Origin of the sequence: Nonomuraea glycinis (genome assembly GCF_035920485.1) — a bacterium.
Classification (GTDB): Bacteria; Actinomycetota; Actinomycetes; order Streptosporangiales; family Streptosporangiaceae; genus Nonomuraea; species Nonomuraea glycinis.
The window spans coordinates 7,217,108-7,232,907 of record NZ_CP109166.1; the positions used below are offsets into that span (position 1 = coordinate 7,217,108).

The window sequence follows — 15,800 nt, forward strand, 5'->3', positions numbered from 1 at the left end:
TCACGCGGTCCCGGCTCGGGACGGCTCGTGCAGCCAGCAGGCGACCGGGCCGAACTCCGGCTCCTCGACCCGGCACACGTCCATCACGTGCGGGCAGCGCGGGTTGAACCGGCACCCCTGGGGCGGATCCGCCGGGTCCGGCACGTCGCCCGGCAGTTCGGCGGGCAGCACGCCCAGCCCGTCGGGCTTCGGGATGGCTCCCAGCAGCGCCCGCGTGTAGGGGTGGCGGGGATCGGCCCACACCTCGGCGGTGTCGCCCACCTCCACGATCCGGCCCAGGTACATGACCGCGATCCGATCGGCGATCAGCCGCACCACCGACAGGTCGTGGCTGATGAACAGCAGCCCCGCGCCGGAGTCCACGGCCAGGTCCCGCATCAAGGTGGCGACCTGCGCCTGGGCCGAGGCGTCCAGCGCGGAGATCGGCTCGTCCCCGATCAGCAGCCGCGGCCTGGCCGCCAGCGCCCTGGCGATCGCGATGCGCTGCCGCTGGCCGCCGGAGAACTCGTGCGGGTGCCGGCCGGCGAAGTCGCGCGGCAGGCCGACGCGCTCCAGCAGGTCGGCCGGCCGGGTGGTGGTGTCGCCCGCGGTACGCAGGCCGTCGGCGATCTGGTCGCCCACGCGGCGGCGCGGGTTCAGCGACGCGTACGGGTCCTGGAAGACCATCTGGATGCCGGTCAGCTTCCTGCGCCGCAGCCCGAGCGGCGTCACCGGCTCGCCGTCGAAGGCGATCCGGCCCGCGGTGACGGGGTTCAGCCCGCAGACGGCGCGGGCCAGCGTGGACTTGCCGCAGCCGGACTCGCCGACGAGACCGACGACCTCGCCCGCGTTCACCTCCAGGTTGACCCCGGCCACCGCCCTGACGACGGGACGGCCGGGGGAGCGGTGCTCGACGACCAGGTCATCGACGCTCAGCAGGCTCATCGAACCCCCTCATCAGTGACAGTGCCGGGCAGACCGGTAGCAGCGGGCAGGTCGGTGGTGGTGGCGGTGTCGGGCAGGGAGGCGAGCAGGGAGCGGGTGTAGGGGTGCGCGGGCTCGCGCAGCACCTGGCCGCGCGGCCCGCTCTCCACCACCAGGCCGTCCTTCATCACGCTCACCTCGTCCGCGACGGCGGACATCACCCCCAGGTCGTGCGTGACGAGCAGCACGGCCAGGCCGAGCTCGTCACAGAGCCCGCGCAGCAGCCGCAGCACGCCCGCCTGCACGGTCACGTCCAGCGCGGTCGTCGGCTCGTCGGCGATCAGCACCTTCGGCGAGCAGGCCAGCGCGATCGCGATGGCGATGCGCTGCCGCATGCCGCCGGAGAACTGGTGCGGGAAGCGCCCGTACGCCTCCTCCGCGCCGGGGATGCGCACCTTGCCGAGCAGCTCCACCGCCCTGGCCCGCGCCTCCTTCTTGCCGACGCCCAGGTGGTGGCGCATGTGCTCGGTGAGCTGCCGGCCGATGGTGAGCATCGGGTGCAGGCTCGTCGCGGGGTCCTGGAACACCATGGCGACCTCGCCGCCGCGTACCTGGTTGAGCTCCTTGTTCGCCAGCGTGAGCAGCTCCCGCCCGCCGAGCGCGATGCTCCCGGTGGCGCGGGCGCCGTGCGGCAGCAGGCCGAGCACGGCGAGGCCGGTCATCGTCTTGCCCGATCCGCTCTCGCCGGCCAGGCCGTGCACCCGCCCCTCCTGGAGCGACAGGTCGACGCCGCGCAGGATGTCCTTGCCGCCGATGGTCACCTTCAGGTCGGTGATGGCCAGCGTCACAGAGCACGCTCCTTGATCGCTCGGGCGGTACGCGGGTCGAGCGCGTCGCGCAGCGTGTCGCCGAGGAAGTTGAACGCCAGCACCACGGTCAGGATCGCCAGGCCGGGGAACGTCGCGACCCACCAGCTGTCGAAGACCTCGACGCCCGACGACACCATCGCGCCCCACTCCGGGGACGGCGGCTTGGCGCCCAGGCCCAGGAACGACAGGCCCGACAGCAGCAGCAGCGCGGTGCCGATGTCCAGGGTGGCCAGCACGAGGATCGGGCCGGTCACGTTCGGCAGCACGTCGACGCGGAGCGAGCGCCAGGCGGAGAAGCCGAGCAGCCGCCCGCTCAGCACGAACTCGCGCTCCCGCACCCCCAGCACCAGCCCCCGGGTGACCCGGGCGTAGGCGGGCCAGGCCACGACGAGTACGGCCAGCACGGCGTTGGTCAGGCTGGGCCCGAGCGCCGCGGCCACGACCATGGCCAGGATCACCGTCGGGAAGGCGAACACCAGGTCCGCCAGCCGCATGATCGACTCATCCACCCATTTACCGAAATATCCGGCACAGGCGCCGAGCAGGCCGCCGATCACCAGCGACAGCGCCACCAGCACCACGGTCAGCGGGATCGACACCCGCGCGCCGTACATGACCCTGCTCAGGATGTCGCGCCCGAGCTGGTCGGTCCCGAACCAGTGCCCGGGGCCCGGCGCGGCCAGCCGCGGCAGGTCCTGGGCGAGCGGGTCGTGCGGCGCCAGCAGCGGCGCGGTCAGCGCGATCACCAGCCAGCCGAGCGCGATCACCACGCCGGCCACGGCCAGCGGCTGCCGCCACGCCTCGGGCAGCCGCCTCAGCAGGCCCTTGCGGGCCAGAGGATCCCGTTTCACTGCAGCCTCACTCGGGGATCGATCACGCCGTACAGCACGTCCACGATCAGGTTGATGGCGAGATAGACCACGCCCACCACCAGGCCGACGCCCATCACCGCGGGCAGGTCCAGGCTGGTGGCGCTCTTGTAGGCGTACTGGCCGATGCCGGGCCAGGCGAAGATCGCCTCCACCAGTACGGTGCCGGACAGCAGGCTGCCGAACGCCAGGCCCGCCACCGTGATGATCGGCACCAGCGCCGAGCGCAGCACATACCGGAACAGGATCACCCTGCCGGGCAGTCCCTTGGCCCTGGCCGCCCGTACATAGTCCTGACCGAGCACCTCCAGCACCGCCGAGCGGGTGAAGCGGGTGAGCAGGCCGATCGTGTAGAGCGCCAGCACCAGGGCGGGCGTGATCAGGTGGCCGACGGCGGAGGTGAAGATGTCCCACCGGCCCGCCAGCAGCGCGTCCACCGTCTGCAGCCCGGTCACGCCCGGCGGCGCGCCCAGCGCCGGATCCACCCGGCCGCTGCCCGGCGTGATCTGCAGCCGGAAGAAGAACACGTAGAAGGCCACCAGCGCCAGCCAGAACGTCGGCACCGAGATGCCGACCAGGCTCAGCACGCGCAGCACGTGGTCCGCGAGCCGGTCCCTGCGCAGCGCCGCCACCACACCGAACGCTACGCCGAGCACCAGCGAGATCGCGATGGCCACGCCCGCCAGCTCCAGCGTCGCGGGCACGTACTCGGCCAGGTCCTCGGCGACCGGGCGGTGGCTCTGCTGGCTCATCCCGAGATCGCCCTGGACGACGCCCCCGAGGTGCAGCGCGTACTGCTCCCACAGCGGCTTGTCCAGGCCGTGCTCGGTGCGCCACTGCGCCACGATGGCCGGGTCGCCGAGCGCCCGCTGGCCCAGGTTCGCCGCCACCGGGTCACCCGGGACCAGGTTCGTCAGCACGAACGTCACCAGCGTGATCCCCCAGGCCAGCAGGAGGGCCATGAGGATCCGCCGGATCAGGAACCGGGCCAGCGGCGGCACCCCGCGGCGCCGCCTGGCCGGTCGCGGCACCGCCGCGACCGCTACGTCCTTCTCGGGCATGTGCGCTACTTCGCGCCCAGGTCGGCCACGTCGACCGTCCAGACCGGGTGGTACTCGAGGCCCGTCACCGAGGCGGCCGTCACGATGTTCTGGCTCGGCTGGATCAGCGGGACGAACGGCCCGGCGGCGTTGAGCTTGGTCTGCACGTCGACGTACGCCTCCGTACGGGCCTCGTCGCCGATCGCGGCGGCCGCCTTCTCGCCCGCGGCCTCGATGTCCTTGGCCGTGCCGCTCTGCCAGCCGGCCCGCTTGCCGACCGTCTGGCCGGGCAGGAACGCCAGGTAGTCGCTCGGGTCCGGGTAGTCAGGGCCCCAGTACCACAGGCCCATCTCCTCCTTGCCGTTGCGGTAGTTGTCCAGTGCCGTCGTCACCGGGGCCGGCTGCAGGTCCACCGTGATGCCGACCTCCTTGAGGTTGGCCTGGATCCGCTCGGCCAGCGGCTGGAAGGACAGGCCGTTGACGGTCAGCTCCGTGGGGTACTCCAGCTTGACCGACGGGGCGCTCAGCCCGCTCGCCGCCAGCGCCGCCTTGGCGCCCTCGACGTCGCGCTTGACCGCCTGGTCCGCGGGCAGCGCACCGAGCAGCTGCGACGGGATCACGCCCGGCGCCTGGGTCGAGCCCTCACCGGCCAGCTCCAGCAGGCCCGCGTAGTCGACGCCCTTGCGCACCGCCTCCACGAACTTGGCGTTCGTCGTGGTCTTGCTGATCGCGGAGTCCTGGTTGGCCAGCAGGAAGATGACGTTCGCCGAGGCGGTCTTGTTCACCTGCAGGGTCGCGGGCATGTTGGTGACCTGGTCGCCGGACAGGTTCAGCGCCACCTGGCTGTCGCCGCGCTGCACGTTCAGCTTCTGCGTGGCCGCCTCGACGTTGCGGATCACGACCTTCTCGTAGGCGGGCTTGGCGCCGTAGTACTTCGGGTTCGCCTTGAGCACGACCTGGCTGCTCACGTTGAAGGACTCGATCTGGTACGGCCCGGAGCCGGCCGAGTTCGCGTTGAGGTACTGCTCGGCCTTGTCCTGGGCGTCGGCCGTCGCGCCGTTCTGCTTGGCGACCTTGCTGTTGAGGATGCCGAGCCCCGGGTTCGGCAGGATGTACGGCAGCGCCGCGTTGGGCTTCTCGGACGTCAGGGTGATCGTCGAGTCGTCGGTCTTGGCGATCTCGACGCCGTCCAGCAGGAACGACGGGGTGCCCTTCATGTCGCGCACCCGGGTCAGCGAGAAGACCACGTCGTCCGCGGTGATGGCGGAGCCGTCGGCGAAGGTCGAGCCCTGCTTGAGCTTGAGCGTCAGGACCTTGCCGTCCTCCGACAGCTCGTAGGACTCCGCGAGCGCGGGCACCGGCTTCGTCACGTCACCGCCGTCGAAGGTGAGCAAGGTCTCATACGTCGCCTTGCCCACGATCAGACCGGTCGGCTCGTACGTACGTCCGGGGTCGGCCGTCTTGAGGTCGAAGGACGTGTCGATGACGAGGGTCTTGCCGTCGCTCTGCGCGGCAGGCGCCGGGGCGCCGCCGCTTCCGCAGGCGGCGAGGGCGAGTGCACCGGCGAGCAGCACAGCCGCCGTCTGCGAGCGGGTCGCCATGGTGAGTCCTCCAGATGGACGATTGGAACGAAGATGTCCAGGATTGTCCGGCAGAATGTCCAGGCTCCGTGCGGTCGCCGAGACGGATATAAAGGGCCAGGAGGTAGCTGTGAGTGAAATTTCCAGAAATGGTGGCAGCGGTGGCGGTCAACCTGGACGGATCGGTATCGGTCTCGAACTGGACGCCACCCATATGAAGATCCTCGAGGTCCTGCGGGAGAACGGCAGGATCTCGGTCGCGGCACTGGCCGAGCGGGTGGGCATCTCCCGGGCGAACGCCTACACCCGTTTCGAGGCGCTGCGCGCGGACGGGGCGATCAAGCGGTTCACCGCCGAGATCGACCCGGTCAGAACAGGGCTCGGCATCACCGCGCTGATCTTCGTGACGGTGCGGCAGCAGATGTGGAAGCAGTTCAGGGCCGAACTGGCGCGGATGCCGGAGGTCGAGTACTGCGCGATCACCACCGGGCAGCACGACGCGATGATCCTCGTCAGGATGGGCGACGTCGCCGCGGTGCACGCCATGGTGACCGACCGGCTCGCCAACATCCCGGCGGTGAAGGCCACCGAGACGGTGTTCATCCTGGACGAGGTGCTCAAACGGCCGTACGTGCTGCCGAGCGACGGCGAGAAGGCCAGGACCGCCCGGCGCCCCGCCCAGGAGGCGCAGGGCGGCGAGGTGCCGCTCGGCATGATGCGCTTCGTCGGCGCGGCCGAAGGCAGGGCGGCCCTGCAGAAGGACACCTGACAGGGCCCTCAGGCGGCGTTCCCGGGCGGTGTCCCCAGGACGTGTCCCCAGGACGTGTCCCCAGGACGTGTCCCCAGGACGTGTCCCCAGGCAGTGGCGTCGGGCGGTGCTTTTCGGGCGGTGGTTTCAGGTGGTGACGACCTCGGTGCACACGCTCACGTGCCGGGTGTCGTCGCCCTTGAACCGGAACTCCTCCACCAGGCGCAGCCTCCCGTCGGCCTCCGTCTCGACGCGGCTGTCGCTCTGGCCGCCCGCCTGGCCGCCCGCCTTCAGCGCGTGCACGTACGAGATCGTGACCTGGTCGCCGTCCCGGGTGCCGACGAAGCGGCCGTGGATCACGGTGTCGCCGGTGTAACTGCCCCACACGACGCCGTCGGCCTCCTGGTAGAGGAACTCGGTGGGCCGCTCCGGGTCCACCACGCTCGCCGTCGAGCTCACCATCACGAATCTGCGGCCGTTGAGAAGGTTCACGCTCCCCATGCTCGCGAGGTCTCCCGGCGACGCGGTGCGCCGCTGGACGGATCGTCGCGCACGCCCCCGCTCGGCCGGCGATCCGTCCAGTCGCCCCCGCCGGGCAGCCCGCCCGCCGGCACGACGGTCCATCGGCTCCCCGGCCTCGGCGCGTAACGCCAAGACTTCGTAGTGTGATAGTCATGTGACTCTACGTGGTTCATCAGGTTGGGGGAGATCTTCATGCTGACGTACCTGTTCTCGATCATCGCGGCGGTGGGCGTGGTCGCGATCGCCGCCCTGTCGTTCAGGCTCGCGGGCAAGGGCAGCGACGACCGCGGCGCGGACGGGCCCTCGGCCGGCCACGCGGGCGCCATGCTGTCGGCGCTGTTCCTGGTGGTCTTCGCCATCGCCATCATCGTCCCGTGGACCACGGCCGACGCGGCCAGGCAGAACACGCACGCCGAAAGCCGGGCCGTCGTCGACGCCTACTGGGCGGCCGCCGACCTCCCCGCTGACGGCGTCGCCCCGATCCGGGCGGGGCTGCGCGACTATGCGGCGTTCGTGGTCAGGGACGAGTGGCCCGACATGACGCAGGGGAAGCTGGAGGAGGCCGGCGCCGAGCGGCTCGACCGGCTGCGCGCCGAGGTGCTCAAGCTCGACGCCGACACCGACGGCGAGCTGGCGGCCAGAGGGGTCGTGCTCGACCAGCTCGGCGCGGTCGCCGCGACCCGCGCCCAGCGCGCCGCCGACGCCGCCGCCACGCCCCCGGCGGGGCTGCTGTGGCTGACCATCCTCACCGGGCTGGCGGTCATCGTCTTCCCGTTCCTCGCCGGAGCCCGGCCGCGCGGGGCGGCGCTCATCCCGCTCGCCGCGATGGCGGCCATGCTGGGCTTCGGCATCCATCTCACCTGGGAGATCTCGCGCGCCTTCGCCGGACCGCTCGCCGTGGGGCCCGAGGCGTTCAGCGGCGCACTGCAGGAGCTCGCCCGGATCGCCGGGGGAGTGTGACCGTGGCTGCCAGGCACACGTCGCTGCTCGCCGCCGTCGCGCTCGCCGCGATCTGCGCGAGCGCCCCGGCGGCGGCCGCGCCGCGCCCGCCGCAGGTCCCGAACATCCCGGACGTGCGCGTCTCCCCGCCCGCGGTGTCGAGGAGCGGGGTGAGACTGCCCGGGGCGTCGAAGAGCAGGGTGAGACCGCCCGGGGTTTCGAAGAGAGGGGTGAGACTGCCCGAGGTGTCGATCAGGCGCGGGCCACGGGTGTCGGTGCCGGAGGTGTCCATTGCCAACACCCCCCGCCCCCGAAGGCCCCGCCCGGCGCCCCAGGTGTCGACGCGCGGCGTGCGGGTGTACGACGACGCGGTCTGCGTGGACGGGCCCTTGGGCAGTGTCCTGGTCGGACGGTGCGGTCGGGCGGCGGTGCCGGTCAAGACCCGGCGTGCCCCGGTCCCGGCGCAGGGGCCGCTCCGGATGATGGTGCCCGACCAGGTCCGCCCGACCCCCTCGCCGACGCCCACTCCCACTCCCACGGCGAAGGACGCCCGCGCGTACGCGCCGAACCCCGTCGCGCCGCTCAAGCGCCCCAACCCGCTGGCCACTGTGCTGATCATGGTCGTGCTGACGACGGTGATCGCCTCCACCACCGCCGTCGCCTTCGGCGCCGTCCGCTGATCCGGTTCCCCCTACGGAGCCGGAGATCGTCAAGCCGACGGCAAGAGCGCCGCTCGCAGTAAAGGGCGGCGCTCTTTCGCATGCGGCTACCGGGATCGTCCGCAGTGCTCCGGCCTTCAGGCCGGGGAGCGCGTCAAGCGCGGTGCGGTATCTGGCGGCCGGTCAGGTCGTAGGTCTGACCGCGTTGCAGGTAGACCACCCGGTCACCGACCCCGGCCTGCTCGGCGTACTGGCGGAAGTCCTGCAGGGGTGAGGCGAACGCGCTGTAGTCGTCGTAGTGGATCGGCACCACGACGCGAGGGTTCATCAGGTCCACCCAGCGGGCGCCCTGCTCGCCGTCCATGGTGACCGTCATCAGGCCGAGCAGCTTCGTACCGCCCAGGTGCACGAGCGCCACGTCGATGTCCGGGAAGTGCCGCGGGATCGCCTCCAGCCAGTGGTCCATCAGCGTGTCGCCGCTGATCAGCAGCCGCAGGTCCACCTGCCCGGCCGGGTCACGGAACTCCAGCATGCTGCCCATGACCGGCGGCAGCAGCGTCTCGGCGATGCCGGGCGCGTGGCGGGCCGGCAGGGACGTGACCTTCAGGGAGCCGTTGCCGCCGCGCAGCTCGTGCGCCCGCCAGGTGCCCAGGCCCACCGCCTGACCGAACCCCTGGTGGCCGAGCCTGCGCGCGGCGTGCGGGGTGGTGAGGATCAGCGTGTCCCGGTCCAGACCCCGCCGGGTGACGCGGTCCCAGTGGTCGCCGTGCATGTGCGACAGCACCACGGCGTCCAGCGGCGGGAGCTCGTCGATCCCCATCGCGGGGTCGGTCAGGCGGCGGGAGCTGATCCCGTAGCCGAGATAGGCGCGCTGGCCCCGGTGCAGGAAGTTCGGGTCGGTGAGCAGGGCGAACCCGTTGTACCGGATCAGCACGGTCGCGTTGCCGATGAACGTCAGGCTTCCATGGCCAGCCATGGTGGCCTCCCTTGGTACGGCCTTTTCCCCGCCCCTGCCACGAGGACCCCGAGTCAAACTCCAGGCGGCGCGATGCCCCTCAGGCAGGTGGCGACCAGCTTCCCGGCGAAGTCGGGGGGAACCGCGATCTCCGCCGCCGGAGTGCCGTGGAACAGGTGAGGAAGGATCAGCTCGTGGCAGGCGCCCACGATCATGGTGGCCGCCGCGTCCGGATCGGCCTCCGGCGACAGCCGGCCGAGAGCCTGCTCGGCCCGCAGGTACGCGGTCAGCGCGGCACGCAGCGGCGGCCCCTGCTCGACGGGCATGCTCAGCTCGGCGAAGCGGTGCAGGATCTTGGGGTGGGCGACCAGGCCGGCGAAGGCGGGCAGAATCGCCAGGTGCAGCGCCAGCCCGTAGCCGACGTACGAGCGCAGGTTGTCCTCCAGCGTGCCCGAGCCCGCCGCGGTGGGCAGCGGGGGCAGGCTCCGCTCGACCGAGCGGACGTGCGCCCGCAGCGCCAGCGCGATCAGCTCCTCCTTGTCGGCGAAGTGGTTGTAGAGCACCCCGTCGGCCACCTGGGCCTCCCTGGCGATCGCCCGCACGGTGAGACCGGCCGCGCCGTGCCTGGCGAGCAGTCGCTCGGCGGCCGCCACCAAGTGGGCGGACAAGGGCTCGCCCTCGCGCGCGGCCGCCGGCTTGCGCGGGGTCACGGCCGCACGGCCGTGATCAGGTAGGCGGCCCCACGCAGCCGTACGGCGCCGTCTCGCTCGTACGGTGCCAGCGCGGGAACGAGCGCGGCCGTCGCGCGCGCGGCGGCGGCCGGGTCCGCGTGGCTGAGATGGAAGCGGGTGGGACCCCAGGCGGCCAGGAAGTCGGCGGCGTCCTGAGCGTCCCTGCCCCAGACCTGATCCGCTTCCACGGGGGTGGCCGCGACCTCGGTGTATCCCGCGGCGGTGAAGATCTCGTGGATCCGCGCGGGATCGGACAGCGAGGCCGGGGAGGTGCCGTCGGGGGAGGCGGGGGCCGGCGGCAGGTGCTCGGCCATGGCGGCGAACACCGAGCGCAGATCGTTGTCGGCCAGGTCGCGCATGCACAGGAACGCCACCCGCCCACCGGGGCGCAGCGCGCGGGCGATGTTGGCGAAGGCGGTGACCGGGTCGGCGAAGAACATGATCCCGAAGCGGCTGATCGCCAGGTCGTACGACTCGGCGGGGAACGGGTGGATCTGCGCGTCGCCCTGCTGGAAGTCGATGTTGGCGATGCCCTCCGCCGCCGCGAGGGCGCGGGCCGTGCTCAGCATGGGGGTGGACAGGTCGACACCGGTGGCGCCGCGGGCTCGGCGGGCCGCCAGCCTGGTCACCTGACCGTTGCCGCACCCGATGTCGAGGACCTGGTCGCCGTCGCCGGCGAACTGGAGCAGGTGGTCGTTGAAGCCGGAGTTGAGCGCGTCGTAGCGGTCATGGTGGTCGGCCCAGTGGGTGCCTTCGTAACCGTTCCATGCCTCGGACTGGTGGGTGTTGACGATCGTCACGATGGCCTCCGAAGGGAATGAACAAGCGTTCATGAACATACGTTCATAGCGCGCTGAGGTCAAGCGCGATGGCCGAGCACGCCGCCGATCCCGGAGTCCGCGGCCGCCCGGTGCTGCCGACCACGCTCTGACCAGTTCACCTCGGTCAGGCGGGGGAGCCGCTCATGCCCGCTGGTCTCCGATGCCGTTCACGTCTTCGGTCACGTCAGTTTGCTCAGGCGGGTGAGCTGGGTGGTGCGGGCGCGTTCGAGGTCGGCGGCGAGGGTCAGGGCGCGCGGGTCGGCGCCGGCGTCGCGCTCGCCGCGCGTCACCAGCACCGACTGGTCCAGGTGGTCGCGCAGGCAGCGCAGGAACAGTCCGTCGAACGCCTTCCCGTCGGCCGAGCGCATGGCGTCGAGCTGGGACGCGGTCACCATGCCTGGCATGTCATGACCCTCATGGACATTGACGTCGGACAACCCCGCCGTCCGCCGGAGCTCGGCCAGGCGGGCCAGCTCGGCGCGGTGCGCGGTGGCGAGGGAGGCCGCCAGCCGGCCGACCGCCGGATCGGCGGCCTGCCGCTCGGCCAGGTCCAGCATCGGCAGGGTGCGCTCGATCATCGGGATCATGAGCTGCACCCACGCGGCGTCGGTCCCGTTGAAGCCGCCGGTGGGGGAGGCGGAGCCGGCGGGAGCGGGGGTGGTGGGAGCGGGGGCGGTGTGAGCGGCATGGTGGCCCCCGGAGGCGGGGGTCTCGCCTGGACCGCATCCGGCGATGGCGAGCAGGAGGGCGAGAAGCAGGCCGGTTCGCTTCATCTCAGCAGTGGTCCTCGTCGAGGGGGGTGTCCGCGGGGCGGCTGGTAGTGGTCGTAGCCGCGCGGGCCGTACGGCAAACCGCCGCCGGCGCAGTGGGGAAGACAGCGCGGGCCCCTGCGGTTCACAGTGATGTGGACGAGATCGACGTGGTGGTGATCGGGGCAGGGCAGGCGGGGCTGTCCAGCGCCTACTATCTGCGCAGGTTCGGGTACGAGCCGCTGGTGCTGGACGCCGCCGACGGGCCGGGCGGGGCCTGGCGGCACCGGTCGCCGACGCTGACCATGGACAAGGTGCACGGCATCTTCGATCTGCCCGGCATCAGGCGCGACCCGGACGACGACCGGTCGGGCGGGAGCGACTCGGACGGCGAGCGGTCCGGCGGGCGCGATCCGGGCGACGGGCGGTCCGGCGGGCGTGACTCGGATGGCGGGCGGTCCGGTGGGCGGCCTGCCGCCGAGGTCGTGCCCGCCTACTACGGTGACTACGAGCGGCGGCTCGGTCTGCGCGTCGTGCGTCCGGTCAAGGTCGCGGCCGTGGCGCGGGCGGGTGAGCGGCTGGTCGTGACGGCGGACACGGGACAGTGGGCGGCCCGCGCCGTCGTCAACGCCACCGGCACCTGGACCCGCCCCTACTGGCCGTACTATCCGGGGGCGCGTGACTTCCGGGGCAGGCAGTCGCACTACGCGACCTATCGGGGGCCGGCGGAGTTCGCCGGGCGCCGGGTGGTCGTGGTGGGTGGCGGGCACTCGGCCGCGCACGTGCTGTCGGAGCTCGCCGGAGTGGCCGCGAGCACGCTCTGGGTGACCCGGAGCCTGCCGGCCTTCAGCGACGCCGACTTCGGCGAACAGGCCAGGCGCGCGGCCGTCGCCCGGGTCGAGGAGCGCGTACGTGCGGGGCTCGTACCACAGAGCGTCGTCAGCGTCACCGGGCTCGGGCACACCCCCGTGGTGCGCGAGGCCCTGGCCAAGGGGGCGATGGAGCGGCTGCCGATGTTCGAGCGGATCACGGAGTACGGCGTGCGCTGGGCGGACGGGAGCAGCCATGAGGCCGACACGATCGTGTGGGCCACCGGCTTCCGCTCCGCCCTCGACCACCTGGCGCCGCTGCGCCTGCGCGAGCCCGGCGGCGGCATCAAGGTCGACGGCACCCAGGCCGTCAGGGAGCCGGGGCTGCAGCTCGTCGGCTACGGTCCGTCGGCCAGCACCATCGGCGCCAACCGCGCGGGCCGTAAGGCCGCCGAGAACGTCCGCCGCTTCATGACCGGCGGCTCGCCCGCCTCGACGGCCGCCTGATCCATCGCGAATCCTGATTCGGCGTGACAACGGTTACAGGGGTGAAATTTCTCGACACGGGCTGTGACGGTGGTCTAGCGTCCTCTGCGAAGGATCTCGCCGGAGCTGGAGGTGTCACGCATGGAGGTTCCCGGCTACACCGAGATCCGGGAACTCGGACGCGGTGCCACCGGGCACGTGATGCTGGCCGTACGCGACTCCGACGGCGCGTCCGTCGCGATCAAGCACCTGGCCGCGCGGTTACGCGAGGACGGCGACTTCCTGGAGCGCTTCCGCGCCGAAGCCGCGGTGATCGGCGAGTTCGACAGCCCGCACACGGCCCGCCTGCTGGACTACGTCGAGAACCCCGGCGACGCGGCCATCGTGATGGAGCTCGTCGACGGCATCCCGCTGCGCCGCCTGCTCCGCCAGGAGGGCGGCACCGGACCCCAGGCCGCTTTGAGCGTGCTCAAGGGCGCGCTGCTCGGGCTGGCCGAGGCGCACCGGCGCGGCATCGTGCACCGCGACTTCAAACCGGAGAACGTGATCATCACCGAGGACGGCGGCAGCAAGCTGGTCGACTTCGGTGTCGCCGTCCACGCGGGTGAGCAGGCGCCCCTGATCGGCACCCCCTCCTACATGGCGCCCGAGCAGTGGGACGGCGCTCCGGCGGGCCCGTCCGCCGACATCTACGCGGCGGCCGTGGTGTTCTACGAATGCCTCACCGGGCGCCGCCCGTTCGCCGCCGACGACCTCGCGGCCCTGGCCTACCGGCACCGGCACGCGGCGCCCGAGCTGGGCGGCATCGACGAGGAGGTCCGCGGGCTGGTCCGGCAGGGCCTGGCCAAGGACCCCGCCGACCGGCCCGAGTCGGCCGAGGCGTTCCTGGCCGAGCTGGAGGCGACCGCGACGGAGGAGTACGGCCGGCGCTGGGACGTGCGCGGGCGCTCCAGGCTCGCCGCGCTGACCGTGCCGTTCCTCATGACCCGGCCGCTCGCGGAGCCCCCTCCCGACGTGGGCACGACCCTGTTCCAGTCCGCGTTCGCGCCGGCCACCAAGATCGCCCTGACCGGCGGGCTGGTGCTGGCGACCGGGGTGGCCGTGGTCTCGGTGTTCCTGGTCTGGAACGAGGGTCCGCGGCAGGACGGCGGCGCGTTCCCGCCGGCCGCGCTCGCGACCTCACCCCCGCCGACCCCGGCCCCGACGCCGCCACCGACATCGCCGCCACCGGCCACTTCCGGTACGGCCACGCCGGCCGTGACCGGCGGCTCGCCGTCCGGCGGCTCGCCGTCCGGCGGTGACCCGGAGCCGGCCGCCACCGCGAGGCCCACGTGGGCGCCCGACACCGGCCGTACGCCGGCGCGTGAGCCCAGCCGGACGCCGGTCAGGTCCGACCCGCCGCGCGAGCCCACGAGCCGCCCGACCACGAGCGGCCCGACCACGAGCCGGCCCACCACGAGCCGCCCCACCACGAGCCGCCCCACCAGGACGGCCGCCGAGCCGACGCCGGACCGGAGCACGCGGACGCCCGGTGCGGAGCCGGAACCCACCGGGCCGCCCGCCACCAGCGCGCCCGGCCCCAGCACGGCCCCGCAGACCGCCGGGGCTCGGGAGCCGCTCGTCTCGGTGTCGGTCAAGGTGTCGCTCGACGTGCCTGTGCTCAGCGGCAGGGGGGACGGCCTGCTGGACGCCGATATCGGGCTCGGCCTCGGCACCGGCCTGCTGGGGCTGGTGGCCGTGCCCGGGTCCGTGCTGCTCGGACGCCGGCTGGTGGTCCGCAGGACCCCACGCCCGCGCGACGTGGCGCCGGGCGCCCGACGCCCGCGCGACGCGGAGCCGGGCGATGGGTAACGGTTGAGCACACACGATAGAGCGATAAATCATACATTCATATGCTGACCCGCAAGATCCCCTACTATCTTGCTGAGGGCGTTCCTGGTCGGGATTACTGGCTGACCGAATCTCGCCCCGCGGCTATGGTCAAAGGAGAAGTGTGGCGGTTGCGTCTTCCGCCGACCGGCGGCGCGGCCCGCTCCGAGCCCGCACCACAGCTGCCTTCAAGGGGCTGACGGCCGGGCTCGCCGTGGCGTTATTGCTGGTCGTGCCCGCTACAGCGGGACATGCGGACCCCAAGCCCTCGGTCAAACGACTGGAGAAGGAGCTGGCCGAGCTCAGCAAGGATTCGGACAAGCTGATCGAGGACTACTACCACGGCCGTCGTGAGCAGCAGGACGCGGAGAAGGCCGAAAAGGCCGCCCGCGAGAAGCTGGAGGCCGCCCAGGAGGTCTACGACCGCGAGTCGACCCAGCTGAGAGCCATGGCCGTCTCCGAGTACATCGGCGGCCGGCCCAGCCCCCTCACCCTGATCGCGGACTCCGGGGAGTACACCTTCACGATGAGCAGGCTGGCGCTCAGCGACTTCCTCATCTCCCAGCAGGAAGCACGGCTGAGCGGCTTCACCCGGGTCCGGGACGAGCACCGGCGGGCCCAGCAGGAGGCGGCCGATCTCGCCGAGGAGCTAGACGCCACCGTCGACGACATCGACGAGCGGCGGAAGAAGGCCAAGAAGCTGATCGAGAAGATCAAGGACAAGATCGACCAGCTGCACAAGGCGCCGGGACGCCGCTCCGACGGCACCTTCGTGCCCCAGCTCCCCGGCGGCTCCGACAACATCACACCCCGGATGCGCCTGGTCAAGACGCTCATCGCGCAACGCTTCGAGGTCCCGTACGGGATCGGTTGTTATCGGGCCATCCAGGACGGCGGCCAGCACCCGCTCGGCCGGGCCTGCGACTTCATGCTCAGCCGGGGCGGCACGATGCCTTCGGGTGCGGAGATCGAGCGCGGCGAGGAGATCGCCAAGTGGGCGATCAAGAACGCCAAACGGCTCGGCATCATGTACATCATCTACCGGCAGCGGATCTGGCACATCAGGACCGGCGGCTGGCGCGTGATGACCGACCGCGGCGGCACCACCGCCAACCACTACGACCACCCGCACATCTCCGTCTACTGAACGGCGCCCGCCCGCGTCGAGGGTGCGCGCCCTCTTTGCCAAGGCCCGACTCGGAAGCGACGTTCGGCTCGCTACGCTGGCATGACGGCGCGGAACGCACGAGC

The 15,800-nt window shown here is 72.1% G+C and carries 16 protein-coding genes; 6 read left to right on the top strand and 10 right to left on the bottom strand.

Annotated elements, in window-relative coordinates; genetic code table 11:
• From OHA68_RS33780 to OHA68_RS33800, 5 genes are read right to left on the bottom strand one after another with little or no spacing between them, the layout of a single operon-like run.
• Complete coding sequence (locus tag OHA68_RS33780) at positions 1 to 924, bottom strand: ABC transporter ATP-binding protein (RefSeq protein ID WP_327103866.1); 924 nt, start codon at positions 922 to 924, stop codon at positions 1 to 3.
• Entirely contained in the window at positions 921 to 1,751 is an 831-nt protein-coding gene (locus OHA68_RS33785; protein ID WP_327103867.1) for an ABC transporter ATP-binding protein, read from the bottom strand. Before OHA68_RS33785 ends, OHA68_RS33780 begins: the two co-directional genes overlap by 4 nt.
• Positions 1,748 to 2,623 (bottom strand): ABC transporter permease, encoded by an 876-nt coding sequence (locus OHA68_RS33790; protein WP_225277316.1) that lies wholly within the window; start codon positions 2,621 to 2,623, stop codon positions 1,748 to 1,750. Before OHA68_RS33790 ends, OHA68_RS33785 begins: the two co-directional genes overlap by 4 nt.
• Positions 2,620 to 3,702, bottom strand: a complete 1,083-nt coding sequence (locus OHA68_RS33795; protein ID WP_189139232.1) for an ABC transporter permease — start codon at positions 3,700 to 3,702, stop codon at positions 2,620 to 2,622. Before OHA68_RS33795 ends, OHA68_RS33790 begins: the two co-directional genes overlap by 4 nt.
• Before the next feature lie 5 nt (positions 3,703 to 3,707).
• Positions 3,708 to 5,282, bottom strand: coding sequence for an ABC transporter substrate-binding protein (locus OHA68_RS33800; protein WP_327103868.1), 1,575 nt, complete (start codon positions 5,280 to 5,282; stop codon positions 3,708 to 3,710).
• A gap of 55 nt (positions 5,283 to 5,337) precedes the next feature.
• On the opposite strand from OHA68_RS33800, the gene OHA68_RS33805 reads away from it, so the two are divergent.
• Positions 5,338 to 6,030 (top strand): Lrp/AsnC family transcriptional regulator, encoded by a 693-nt coding sequence (locus tag OHA68_RS33805; protein WP_327103869.1) that lies wholly within the window; start codon positions 5,338 to 5,340, stop codon positions 6,028 to 6,030.
• 126 nt (positions 6,031 to 6,156) lie between these two features.
• On the opposite strand, the gene OHA68_RS33810 is transcribed toward OHA68_RS33805, so the two are convergent.
• Positions 6,157 to 6,501 (bottom strand): hypothetical protein, encoded by a 345-nt coding sequence (locus OHA68_RS33810; protein WP_327103870.1) that lies wholly within the window; start codon positions 6,499 to 6,501, stop codon positions 6,157 to 6,159.
• A gap of 222 nt (positions 6,502 to 6,723) precedes the next feature.
• On the opposite strand from OHA68_RS33810, the gene OHA68_RS33815 reads away from it, so the two are divergent.
• Complete coding sequence (locus OHA68_RS33815; RefSeq protein ID WP_327103871.1) at positions 6,724 to 7,491, top strand: bestrophin-like domain; 768 nt, start codon at positions 6,724 to 6,726, stop codon at positions 7,489 to 7,491.
• 2 nt (positions 7,492 to 7,493) lie between these two features.
• On the top strand, positions 7,494 to 8,150 hold the full coding sequence (locus OHA68_RS33820) for a hypothetical protein (protein ID WP_327103872.1): 657 nt from the start codon (positions 7,494 to 7,496) through the stop codon (positions 8,148 to 8,150).
• A 133-nt stretch (positions 8,151 to 8,283) separates the two neighbouring features.
• On the opposite strand, the gene OHA68_RS33825 is transcribed toward OHA68_RS33820, so the two are convergent.
• The 4 genes from OHA68_RS33825 to OHA68_RS33840 form a co-directional block, all read right to left on the bottom strand.
• On the bottom strand, positions 8,284 to 9,105 hold the full coding sequence (locus tag OHA68_RS33825; RefSeq protein WP_327103873.1) for an MBL fold metallo-hydrolase: 822 nt from the start codon (positions 9,103 to 9,105) through the stop codon (positions 8,284 to 8,286).
• Between the two features lie 53 nt (positions 9,106 to 9,158).
• The gene (locus OHA68_RS33830; protein ID WP_189139226.1) at positions 9,159 to 9,794 is read right to left on the bottom strand and encodes a TetR/AcrR family transcriptional regulator; all 636 of its coding nucleotides are present in this window, start codon (positions 9,792 to 9,794) and stop codon (positions 9,159 to 9,161) included.
• Positions 9,791 to 10,615, bottom strand: a complete 825-nt coding sequence (locus OHA68_RS33835) for a class I SAM-dependent methyltransferase (RefSeq protein ID WP_327103874.1) — start codon at positions 10,613 to 10,615, stop codon at positions 9,791 to 9,793. The genes OHA68_RS33830 and OHA68_RS33835 overlap by 4 nt, the downstream gene beginning before the upstream one ends.
• Positions 10,616 to 10,815: 200 nt before the next feature.
• Entirely contained in the window at positions 10,816 to 11,409 is a 594-nt protein-coding gene (locus tag OHA68_RS33840) for a DUF305 domain-containing protein (protein ID WP_327103875.1), read from the bottom strand.
• 131 nt (positions 11,410 to 11,540) lie between these two features.
• Here OHA68_RS33840 and OHA68_RS33845 point away from each other — a divergent pair, with 131 nt between their 5' ends.
• The 3 genes from OHA68_RS33845 (at position 11,541) to OHA68_RS33855 (ending at position 15,696) form a co-directional block, all read left to right on the top strand.
• A complete protein-coding gene (locus tag OHA68_RS33845; protein ID WP_327103876.1) occupies positions 11,541 to 12,701 on the top strand; it encodes an FAD-dependent oxidoreductase in 1,161 nt (386 codons plus the stop codon).
• A 120-nt stretch (positions 12,702 to 12,821) separates the two neighbouring features.
• Complete coding sequence (locus OHA68_RS33850) at positions 12,822 to 14,531, top strand: serine/threonine-protein kinase (RefSeq protein WP_327103877.1); 1,710 nt, start codon at positions 12,822 to 12,824, stop codon at positions 14,529 to 14,531.
• A gap of 142 nt (positions 14,532 to 14,673) precedes the next feature.
• The gene (locus OHA68_RS33855; RefSeq protein ID WP_189139222.1) at positions 14,674 to 15,696 is read left to right on the top strand and encodes a coiled-coil domain-containing protein; all 1,023 of its coding nucleotides are present in this window, start codon (positions 14,674 to 14,676) and stop codon (positions 15,694 to 15,696) included.
• Positions 15,697 to 15,800: the final 104 nt, after the last annotated feature.